Here is a 261-nt window from a genome sequence, read left to right on the forward strand (position 1 = left end):
GGAGGCCCGCCCCGCTGCCGACAGCGCCCGCGCCGCCTTCGACCGCGCCGCCCGCGAGGCCGAGGCGTGGCGCGCCGAGGCCGAGGGGCGCCTCGTGGCCGAGCGCGACCTCGCCGCCCTCGACTCCATCGCCGCCGCCTACGCACACTACCAGCGCGCTGCTCTCGTCGTGGTGCGGCGCACGGGCCAGACGGGCTACTCCGGCGCCGCGCCCGCCGAAGCCGCCGCGCGCAACGGGTACGTGCGCGTCGAGACGGCGCG

General features: G+C 80.5%; 1 protein-coding gene. It reads left to right on the top strand.

The features are described 5' to 3' along the window. A partial coding sequence (locus RYX56_RS23285; protein ID WP_317124249.1) for a hypothetical protein occupies positions 1-261 on the top strand: 261 nt, incomplete at both ends.

Origin of the sequence: Alkalihalophilus lindianensis (assembly GCF_032843265.1) — a bacterium.
Taxonomy (GTDB): Bacteria; Bacillota; Bacilli; order Bacillales; family Bacillaceae_D; genus Alkalihalophilus; species Alkalihalophilus lindianensis.